We start from the raw sequence: 10,872 nt of genomic DNA on the forward strand, positions 1-10,872 counted from the left end.
TATTAGTTTATCCATCAAAACCATTCTAAATTCCTGCAATTCCAGACAAAGCAAAGACATATCTCACTTTCCATTTTGCTCAAGGAGACATGTCCATATTTCAACAAACTACTGTAATAGCTCCAGTAATCTTTCCAAATCCTGCTGGCTGTAATAATTCAATTCAATTTTGCCTTTATCCTTATTGTGCTTGATCTTTACAGTTGTTTTAAAGCGTTCACGCAGGGACTCTTCCATATGGTCAATATAGGGGTCCTTTTTTCGTACCTTTATTTTGGCTTTCGCCTCACCAGGCTTATGATCCAACTGCTGTACAGCTTCCTCCAGTTCGCGAACACTCCACTGCTGTTCAATACATTGCTGTGCTAACTGTTTCACCATGTCTGGATCTTTGAGCCCAACAATAGCTCTAGCGTGTCCCATAGACAATGTTCCACGTGAAACATGATCTTTAACTTCTTCAGGCAATGCCAGCAAACGAAGGAAATTGGCAATATGAGAACGTGATTTTCCCACTTTCATGGACAACTCTTCCTGAGTTAAAGAAAATTGATCCATCAATCCCTGATAAGCTACTGCCACTTCCATTGCATTCAAATTCTCACGCTGCAAATTCTCAATCAGGGCAATCTCCATCACCTGCTGATCCGTAAAATTGCGAACAACCACAGGTATAGTCGGATTCCCACAAAATTGAGACGCCCGAAACCGCCTTTCCCCGGCTATGATTTCATATCCTCGCAATACACTACGTGCAATAATAGGTTGGATAACACCGTGCTGACGAATGGACTCGGCTAATTCCTTAATGGACTCTTCATCAAACGTTTTTCGAGGCTGGTACGGGTTCGCACGCAACTGGCTGAGCGGAATGTCAACAACCTTATCCTCTTCATTGACCATAAGGGAGGGAATGAGTGCATCAAGTCCTTTTCCCAACCGTTTACTCATAAGATACCACTTCCTTTGCCAACTCAATATATACCTCTGCCCCACGGGAACGGGGATCATACGTAATAATGGACTGGCCATGTGATGGTGCTTCGCTGAGTCTCACATTGCGTGGAATAATCGTCTGATAAACCTTGCTTTGAAAATACTTTTTCACTTCTTCAATCACCTGAATACCCAAGTTCGTGCGGGCATCAAACATGGTTAACAACACACCTTCAATTTGCAGTGAGGTGTTCAGATGTTTTTGCACTAATCGCACGGTATTCAACAATTGACTTAATCCTTCTAATGCGTAATATTCACACTGGATTGGAATAATGACTGAATCGGAAGCCGTCAATGAATTAAGCGTCAAAATACCCAGCGATGGCGGGCAATCAATTAATATATAATCATAATTATGCTTAACGAGTTGAAGCGATCTTTTTAATCTCAATTCGCGAGAAATGGTCGGCACCAGTTCAATTTCCGCGCCTGCTAACTGAATGGTTGCCGGAATAATATCTAATCCCTCAACCTGTGTACTCATAATAGCTTCGCTAGGATCAACCTCGTTAATGAGTACATCATAAATGCAATTTGCCACGTCCGCCTTATTGATACCCACACCGCTGGTTGTATTACCTTGCGGGTCGATATCCACGAGCAATACCCTTTTGCCGAGGGAAGCAAGTCCGGCGCCCAAATTAACGGAAGTAGTTGTTTTGCCTACTCCGCCCTTTTGATTGGCTACGGCTATTATTTTTGACACTTCATTCACCTCATAATTTAATCGGAATCCTGCTACACTCCATAACTACAAAACGCTCTATGGAGACGTTACTTAGTCCTTAACTTACGGATAACGGCAATTTCAGAATAGAATTGAGTATGCTGCGGTTTTATTCGGCGTTAGACAGAAAAAGCGGCAATTGCTGCCGCCTGTACGCTTCATCCCTTACTTACGTTTGGGAATTTGAATGACAATCTCATAGTGATCCTCATGATCAGATTCCTTGGTTTTGATATCCAAGCCTGAGCCAGACACCATATCAATGGATTGACGAATCGTATTCAGCGCAAGCCGGACATCCTTGGTAAAGGAAATCCGCTTCGATTTCTTATTGGTGGATACTTGTTTATAAAAGGCAACTCTTGCCTCTGTCTGCTTCACATTGAGTTCCTTGGCAATCACTTCATCTAAAACCTTGTACTGTAGTTCTTCGGTCTCTAATGACAATAATGCACGAGCATGACGCTCGGACACCTTCCGTTCCATTAGAGCCTCTTTCACTCTCTCCGGCAGATGAAGCAGCCGTATCTTGTTAGCAATAGTGGATTGGCTTTTGCCAAGTCGTTGAGCGAGGCTTTCCTGGGTGAGCTGGTGTAGATCAATCAGCTTTTGGTAAGCTACAGCCTCTTCAATCGCAGTTAACCCTTCCCGTTGAAGATTCTCAATCAACGCGATGGATGCAGCTTGTGAATCATTAAACTCACGAACAATGGCTGGAATAGTTTCCATACCCAGCTTGGTGACAGCTCTCCAACGACGTTCCCCTGCTATAATCTCATATTGTCCATTACGGAAACGAACGACAATCGGTTGAATTACACCATGCGTCTTAATGGTCTGGCATAGCTCATCAATCTTCTCGTCGTCAAATATGGTACGGGGCTGATAAGGACTGCTGACAATATCCCGAACTGGAATTTGTTTTATTTCGTCCCCAGTAGATCGCTCCGTCAAACCAAATAGCTTGGAAAATTGTTCTTTCATTCCGTATAATACCACCTAATTTCATAATAGCACCATACTAACAGCGCTTCGTGAAAAACAGTTCCTTACGCGGATCGTAGACCCTTTTATATGAAACAGCGCCGTAAGCGGGTACACTCCACGTACACCCCTGACATTTGTTGTCCCACTGCCCTATATGTATATCTGAATTCATGGGTACGGGAGCAGTCAACTTACATTAAAACGATTATCTCTATTCTATCACTTTTCCAGCCATAATCCTATCGTCTCTATCAGCTTTTCGGAAGGATCAGATAATAAATTATGCATCCTCTTTGACAACTATCTATCCATATTCTTCCCTCATGAAAACAAGAACGCATGTTAGCAAAGTGTCTTTTATGTAAAGAGTCTGTCAGCCATAAAAAAAGTGAATGTTTCACGTGAAACATTCACTTTCTTTCAAACAATTACACTAACGGCGTCTTCAAAGGAGTACCCGGCTTACGTGGATATTTCCGTGGTGTCGCCGCTATTTTTTCAATAATAATCATATGTCTGGCTGCATCTTCAACAGGTAGCTGGAAAGCCTGAACATGTTTGATTTTTCCTTTTAGCTCCTTCAAGCTGTAGGAAGCTTCCTTGATTTCCTCCGTAGGATCACTACCCTTCATCGCGGCAAAGTGTCCCCCTTCACGGACAAACGGCAAACAAAATTCATTCAATACGGCGAGACGAGCAACCGCTCTGGCTGTCACTAGATCATAGCTATCGCGGTATCCTGGTTTACGCCCCAATTCCTCTGCCCTGCTGTGAACCAGTTCAACATTTTCCAAACCCAACTGCTCTACTACATGGGCCAAGAATTGTATACGTTTGTTCAATGAATCTACAATAGTCAACTGAATCTGCGGAAAGCATATTTTCAAAGGAATGCCTGGAAAACCTGCACCTGATCCAATATCAGCCAAGCTTCCCACATCATTTAATGGAACATAAAAGGCCAGGGAAAGAGAATCATAAAAATGCTTGGTGTACACTGCATCGCGCTCAGTAATACCCGTCAGGTTCATTTTTTCATTCCACTCAACCAGCACACGGTAATATGTTTCAAACTGATCTAACTGACTGTCATTAATCACAATACTATGCTCTGCCAGCCGCTGCTTAAATTGCTGTTGTATCGCGTCCATTATGATCCCCTTGCTGCCGTTACGCGGTTATAATGCTCCAGATAAACCAGCAAAATGGAAATATCCGCAGGAGTTACACCCGAAATACGGGATGCTTGACCAATCGACATCGGACGGATCTTTTCAAGCTTCTGCTTGGCTTCAATGGCCAGTCCTTGAACTTCATTGTATACAATATCCTCTGGGAGCTTCTTCTTCTCCATCTTTTGCAGACGCTCCACATGCATCAATTGCTTTTCAATGTAGCCCGCATACTTAATCTGGATTTCCACCTGCTCCTGTTCTTCCTCAGTAAGAGCTATAGGTGAAGGTGAGATTTGTGCTACTTGCGCATAACTGATCTCTGGTCGACGTAGCACCGTTAACAAATTACTGCCATCCTGTATTGGTGCAGATCCGCCTTGCTCCAGCATCTCATTTATATCAACCGGACGAACCTTCGCCAAGCGCAAACGCTCAATCTCTTGCTCTACCTTTTGCTTTTTATCCAAAAAGCGCTCGTATCGTTCATCCGTAATTAGGCCAATATCATGCCCGATCGGAGTCAATCGCAGGTCCGCGTTATCATGACGCAATAACAGACGGTATTCTGCACGCGACGTCAGCAGACGATAAGGCTCATTCGTCCCCTTCGTCACCAAATCATCGATCAGAACCCCAATGTAGCCTTGCGAACGGTCCAATACGACGGGCTCTTTGCCCTGCACCTTACGAGCTGCGTTAATCCCTGCCATAATTCCTTGGCCCGCAGCTTCTTCATAACCAGAGGTACCGTTAATCTGACCTGCTGTGAACAAGCCAGGAACTTTCTTCGTTTCCAAAGTAGGCCATAACTGCGTAGGTACCATTGCATCATATTCAATAGCATAGCCATTGCGCATCATCTCTACCTTTTCCATCCCCGGAATTGAACGCAGCACAGCTAATTGCACATCCTCTGGTAAGCTGGTCGACAAGCCCTGAACATAGTATTCAGATGTGTTTTTACCTTCAGGCTCCAAAAAGATTTGGTGCTTAGGCTTATCACTGAAACGTACCACTTTATCTTCAATAGATGGGCAATAACGCGGTCCCGTTCCTTCAATCAGACCAGAGAACATGGGCGCACGGTGCAAATTATCATTAATAATCTGATGTGTTTCTACTGAAGTATATGTCAGCCAGCAAGGAAGCTGTTCATTATCCGAAGACTTCGTTTCATAGGAAAAGAACTTCGGTTGATCATCACCCGGTTGTATTTCCGTTTTGCTAAAATCAATCGTGTCCTTGTGCACACGTGGTGGCGTTCCTGTCTTAAATCGAACCAGATCAAAACCCAGTTCTCTCAAATGCTCAGACAATCTCAACGAAGGCTGTTGATTGTTCGGACCACTCTCATACATCAGCTCGCCCATAATGATTTTTCCGCGCAGATAAGTGCCTGTGGTCAGGACAACTGCTTTACTTCGATACTCTGTGCCCGTCTTCGTAATTACACCTACGCAATGACCGTCTTCCATAATCAGCTCTTCCACCATACCTTGGCGTAAGGTTAGATTCGGTTCCTTTTCCATCGTTTCCTTCATCGCATGCTGATAAGAAAACTTGTCTGCTTGTGCACGCAATGCATGAACCGCCGGACCCTTACCAGTATTTAACATTCTCATTTGGATAAATGTCTTATCAATATTCCGACCCATTTCGCCGCCCAGTGCATCAATTTCTCGCACTACATGCCCTTTTGCAGGACCGCCAATAGACGGGTTGCAGGGCATGAACGCGACCATATCCAGGTTAATTGTAATCATCAACGTGCGGCAGCCCATCCGTGCTGCTGCCAAGGCTGATTCTACGCCCGCATGGCCCGCGCCTACGACAATTACGTCATAGTCGCCTCCTTGGTAACCCATACCTTTCTTACCTCCTTATACATTCCGGTCTTCACACCGAATATGCTCTTGTATATCTATAACGATAGCAGGCTTATACCAGCCATACTTGAATGTTCTATTTGCCCAGACAAAATTGTGAAAATATTTGATCTATTAGCGCATCATGCGCAGTATCGCCTACAATCTCGCCCAAATGCTCCCATGCCAGCCTTACATCAATCTGGATCATGTCGATCGGAACAAATTGATCAGCGGCTTCATAGGCATCTACCAGCGATTGGTGCGCCTTCTTCAACAAAGCAATATGCCGTACGTTGCTGACATATGTCATATCCGCTGATTCCAGCTTGCCACTAAAGAATAACTTGGATATCGCCTGCTCCAGTCGGTCCGCTCCCTCATTTTCCTTCACAGACATCGGTACGATAAGCTCTTCGGGAACATAACGCAGCAACAAATCCCGGTCTACTTGGGCCGGTAAGTCCATTTTATTCATAATCACAATCGCTTGTCTACCGCGGATTTGTTCCATTAATGCCATTTCATCCTCATGCAGTGGTTCGTTGGCGTTAATGACGATGAGCAGCAGATCTGCTTCACTAACCGCCGTTCTCGAACGTTCTACTCCGATCCGTTCCACTACATCCATCGTTTCACGAATCCCTGCTGTATCCAGCAACTTGAGCGGAATACTATTAATCGTCACATATTCCTCAATAACGTCACGAGTTGTGCCCGGAATATCGGTCACAATGGCCCGCTCGCCCTGAGCCAATGTGTTCAGCAGTGACGATTTGCCCACATTTGGCCTTCCAACAATCGCTGTAGTCAGCCCTTCGCGCAAAATCTTTCCCTGCTCCGCCGTATGCAGCAGCCGATCAATTTCCGTCATAACCTGACTGCTTTTATCCTTGATTAAGTCAGATGTAAAAGATTCGACATCATGCTCAGGATAATCAATGTTCACTTCAATATGAGCAAGTGTCTCCACCAAGACATGACGCAGACGACGAATATTCTGGGACAGTTGTCCATCTACCTGCTTCAAAGCCACCGAAAAAGCTTTATCTGATTTGGAGCGGATTAAGTCAATGACACCCTCTGCCTGACTCAGATCAATACGACCATTCAGAAAAGCACGTTTCGTAAATTCACCTGGCTCAGCCAGACGTATATTTTGCAGTAATAGTAAATCCATCACCCGTTTGACGGCTACGACCCCGCCATGAGTGCTGATTTCTACGACATCTTCTGTCGTAAAAGAGCGTGGCGCCCGCATCACTGTAACTAAAACTTCCTCCACCTTTTCCTGGCTTTGAGGATCTATAATATGTCCATAATGTACTGTGTGAGTTGGAGCCTTGCTTAGAGGTGTTTTACTACGGAACAAAGCCTCCACTTCTGTGACCGCTTCTGGACCGCTGACTCGTACAACCGCAATGCCGCCCTCGCCGACAGCCGTTGCAATGGCAGCTATAGTATCACTCAGCATAAAGTTTCTACCTCCTATCAAGTAGAAACGACATTGCCGTCCTTCATCAAGGACGGCAGCCGTTTCAGCGAGAAATATAAGAAAAAAAGCAATGGCTTCTGCATCTTGCAGAGAGCCATTGCGTCGGATTATTTTTTAGCAATGATGACGCGCCGATTGGGCTCGTCCCCCTTGCTGTATGTTCTAACCAGCGCATGCTGTTGGAGCTTGGCATGAATCAGCTTCCGCTCCTGTGACGGCATTGGCTCCAGTACCACTTCCTTGCCATAACGAATAGCCTGGTTCGCCAACCGATCTGCCAAATCCTCCAGCGTTTTTTGCCGACGTGCACGAAATTGCTCGGCATCCAGCACAATTCGGATGAACTTGTCAGAATGACGGTTGGCAACGATATTCGTTAGGTACTGCAATGCATCCAACGTCTGTCCTCTGCGGCCGATCAACATACCGAGCGACGGTCCGGAGATATCCAGTGTACTTTCATCCTTGCGGTGGCGGACATCGACTTTAACGTCCAGTCCCATTCCTGCTGCTGTTTCACGGATGAAACGCACCGCCTCTTCATAAGCATCTATATGTCCCGAGGGTGCTTCCATGTTCATCTGTGCTTCCTGTGCAACAGGCCCAGTTTCTTTTGATAAAGCCTGTCCCACGCTAGAAGGTGCTTGAGCCGATACATGAAGTTCAGCCGCGTGTGTGGTTTCAGGAGACGGCTCAGAGAGCAGCGTAAGCTCCACCTTCGCCTTCTTGACCCCGAGCCACCCCAGGAATCCTTTTGACGGCTGTTCCAACACGCTTACGGTTACCCGTTCACGGCTTACTCCCAGCTGGGAGAGTCCTTGTCTTACAGCATCTTCAACGGTTTTTCCTGATGTCACGACTTTGGTCATCTCGACTTTTTAGCCCCCTTCGTGTTTTTACCACCTTTTTTCTTACTATTGGAGGAACCTGTTTTCGCGAGACTGGCTGTTTTCACATTCGCCAGTGCTGCTTCTTTATCCTTATTCCGATAAAGGAAATAGTTTTGAATGATCGTGTAAATATTACTGTAGAACCAGTACAACGGCAAAGCGGATGGGAAGTTGTACGACATGAACAGAATCAGCACCGGGTAGACATACAGCAAAAATTGCATCGGTCCCTGCTGCGGCGTCGGATTCATTTTCATCATCATCCAAGTTTGGACAAATGTCGTAATCGCTGCCAAAATCGGCAGGATAAACAAGTGATCCGGTTTACCTAACTGGAGCCACAAGAAGTCATGATCCCGCAATGCCGAGTTATAATAAATGGCATTATAAAGCGCGATGAAAATGGGCATCTGTACTACCAAAGGAAGACAGCCAGCCATCGGGTTGACTTTATTTTCCTGGAACAACTTCATCGTCTCTTGCTGGACTTTTTCAGGCGTATCCTTGTACTTCGCTTGGATTTCTTTTAATTGCGGCTGAATGGCCTGCATAGCTTTGGAACTACGTACTTGCTTGAGTGTAAGCGGCAAAATAATGGTTCGCACGATAATCACCAAAATCAGTACGGCCAGGCCATACTCTCCAGAGAACCATTGGGCAAATGTATCTAGCGCATACGAAAACCAGTAAACGACATATCTTTGCCAAAACGATCCATTGGCCAAGTCTGCCGTCGTGTAAGAATTGTGGGCCGTCTGGGCACATCCGGACAGCACAGCAACAAGTGCCAATAAGGCAATCAGGAGGAACCATTTTCCCCGTTGAGTCTTCAAACGCGACACTTCATAACCCCTTTCTTAACCAATCCATTCCAACGTAAATCATACCATATCCTGTAGGACAAAGATACTGACTATCGGCGTGAAGACTTGAGCAGCGAGGCTTTGCGTAGAACGTGCAGCACGCTTTTCTCCAGCTCTTGATACGACATTGTAACCGCACCTTTACGAACGATAAAAATCAGGTCAATCTGCTCCACCAATTCATGCTCATGATGGCGCACAATTTCCTTAACGATTCTACGCATCCGGTTGCGAACTACTGCATTGCCGATCTTCTTGCTGGCCGAAATTCCGACGCGGAACTGCTCTACCTCTCTGCGGCGGAACCAGTACACCACAAACTGATGGTTGGCAAAAGATTTGCCATGGCGGTATACGCGCCCAAAGTCCGCCCGGTTTCGTAGACGCAATTTTTTTTGCACGGCGCTTCTCCTTGCTCATCTCTTTTACACATGTCGGTAAGCTTACCTTTACCTTTTATATAGTAAGAAGTATGGACAACATTCCAACATGGTAATCTCGCTTATTTTATATCCGTTTTCAAAAGCTTCATCTAATATAGGACAGGATGCTGGACTTCTCCCTCTACTTTCGCTACATTTTTACAACAATAGAAGAAGGGGGCCGATCCCTGAATACCTCAATTATGAAAAAAAAGACCACCGTAGTGGTCTTTATGCACGCATTACGCACTCAATACTTTTCTACCTTTTTGGCGACGAGCTGCCAAAACTTTACGGCCATTCTTCGTGCTCATTCTTTTACGGAAGCCGTGAACTTTTTTACGTTTGCTGACATTCGGTCTGAAAGTCGGTCTCATTGTGCTGCACCTCCTTACAAGGAATACGTTTTATATGGAATATACCTAACGTAGCAATCTCCACAAAAAACACCTTTGTACATTTAACCACAAATAGCGGCCAAAGTCAATGTACTTGTGAATCCTCTCCCTCTTTTTCGAATCAGGAAGCCTCCTCCCCTTCCCCCGCTCACTCACTTCACTCTTTTATTGCCTTATTTCATAAAATTTCTTTCGCCTCTCCTCCATCATCAGCATTCTATTGGTAGTTTTCACTCCTCCAAAAACTGCTCTTTTTACATTCCTTCATTCTGTGACTTGAATCCATCCTATTTTCAAATCGACGTTATCCGGTTCGTTCAAAAATAATGTCGGAAACGTTACCGGAAATTTTCAACAGAAAAATAAGCCTCTGTAACCAAAAGGCAACGGCTGTTATACACAGATCCACAAAAAGAACTGAATTGTGATTTAAATGGTCATAACCTGTGCATAACATTTTAGAGTAAAAAAGAGTTATTGTCGAAAACTGAACAAATTATAAACAATATCTTGTGTTGTGAATAAAAATTGTACACAACAGATTGAATTTGTGGATAAATAACCACCAGTCATTGAAATACAAGGCTTCTTTTGCTATGATGATATTACTTTTGAATGTGAATATGTTGTTTTACCCTCCATATTATCAACACCCTGTGGATAAAGTTGTGAACAAGTTCAATTTATCCATCTTTTTATTTTTGTGCGGATTTGGGATTCTGGGGATATATTCTACATTTTTCATTTGATTTCGACATATTGCAGTCCCGTTTTGGCCTGCGGGATCAAGAGAACGGATCGTGCCGCACATTCCCTCCTGAGAAATATCGCCTCTCTTCTGCTGATCAGCAGCGGAATTTCCATTAGCTATTTTTCAGGGTCATTTTGTGCTGCGTTCTCTCACCACACTGCCGCATGATTTAGGCGGCGGTATGTCTTTTTATGGCCTTCAACAACATTTTTGGGATTTTAGGCGTTTTGCCGAAGCGCCGAGAGCAGCTCTCTGCAGCTTAATTCGGTAAAATGTCAGGATTTAAAAGGAGTGACGTCT

At 44.7% G+C, this 10,872-nt stretch carries 10 protein-coding genes; all 10 read right to left on the reverse strand.

From position 1 onward, the window contains the following. Positions 1 to 108: 108 nt before the first annotated feature. Positions 109 to 951: a ParB/RepB/Spo0J family partition protein gene (locus MHI21_RS25670; RefSeq protein ID WP_341162638.1), complete on the reverse strand. Its 843-nt coding sequence runs from the start codon at positions 949 to 951 to the stop codon at positions 109 to 111. Next, on the reverse strand, positions 944 to 1,705 hold the full coding sequence (locus MHI21_RS25675; RefSeq protein WP_013312810.1) for an AAA family ATPase: 762 nt from the start codon (positions 1,703 to 1,705) through the stop codon (positions 944 to 946). Before MHI21_RS25675 ends, MHI21_RS25670 begins: the two co-directional genes overlap by 8 nt. A 186-nt stretch (positions 1,706 to 1,891) precedes the next feature. Beyond that, positions 1,892 to 2,710, reverse strand: coding sequence for a nucleoid occlusion protein (gene noc / locus MHI21_RS25680; RefSeq protein ID WP_013312811.1), 819 nt, complete (start codon positions 2,708 to 2,710; stop codon positions 1,892 to 1,894). Between the two features lie 431 nt (positions 2,711 to 3,141). Beyond that, positions 3,142 to 3,864 (reverse strand): 16S rRNA (guanine(527)-N(7))-methyltransferase RsmG, encoded by a 723-nt coding sequence (rsmG, locus tag MHI21_RS25685; protein ID WP_341162637.1) that lies wholly within the window; start codon positions 3,862 to 3,864, stop codon positions 3,142 to 3,144. Next, on the reverse strand, positions 3,864 to 5,753 hold the full coding sequence (gene mnmG / locus MHI21_RS25690) for a tRNA uridine-5-carboxymethylaminomethyl(34) synthesis enzyme MnmG (RefSeq protein ID WP_103049706.1): 1,890 nt from the start codon (positions 5,751 to 5,753) through the stop codon (positions 3,864 to 3,866). The genes rsmG and mnmG overlap by 1 nt, the downstream gene beginning before the upstream one ends. Positions 5,754 to 5,850: 97 nt before the next feature. Next, a complete protein-coding gene (mnmE, locus tag MHI21_RS25695) occupies positions 5,851 to 7,227 on the reverse strand; it encodes a tRNA uridine-5-carboxymethylaminomethyl(34) synthesis GTPase MnmE (protein WP_341162636.1) in 1,377 nt (458 codons plus the stop codon). 128 nt (positions 7,228 to 7,355) lie between these two features. Then, positions 7,356 to 8,117, reverse strand: coding sequence for an RNA-binding cell elongation regulator Jag/EloR (jag, locus tag MHI21_RS25700; RefSeq protein ID WP_235306829.1), 762 nt, complete (start codon positions 8,115 to 8,117; stop codon positions 7,356 to 7,358). Then, positions 8,114 to 8,980 carry a YidC/Oxa1 family membrane protein insertase gene (locus MHI21_RS25705; RefSeq protein WP_013312816.1) on the reverse strand — a complete coding sequence of 289 codons (867 nt, stop codon included), beginning with the start codon at positions 8,978 to 8,980 and terminating at the stop codon, positions 8,114 to 8,116. The genes jag and MHI21_RS25705 overlap by 4 nt, the downstream gene beginning before the upstream one ends. 71 nt (positions 8,981 to 9,051) lie before the next feature. Beyond that, positions 9,052 to 9,402: a ribonuclease P protein component gene (gene rnpA, locus MHI21_RS25710; RefSeq protein ID WP_013312817.1), complete on the reverse strand. Its 351-nt coding sequence runs from the start codon at positions 9,400 to 9,402 to the stop codon at positions 9,052 to 9,054. Between the two features lie 263 nt (positions 9,403 to 9,665). Beyond that, complete coding sequence (gene rpmH, locus MHI21_RS25715; protein WP_007433250.1) at positions 9,666 to 9,800, reverse strand: 50S ribosomal protein L34; 135 nt, start codon at positions 9,798 to 9,800, stop codon at positions 9,666 to 9,668. Between the last annotated feature and the right edge of the window lie 1,072 nt (positions 9,801 to 10,872).

This window comes from Paenibacillus sp. FSL H8-0168 (assembly GCF_038592955.1).
GTDB lineage: Bacteria > Bacillota > Bacilli > Paenibacillales > Paenibacillaceae > Paenibacillus > Paenibacillus polymyxa_B.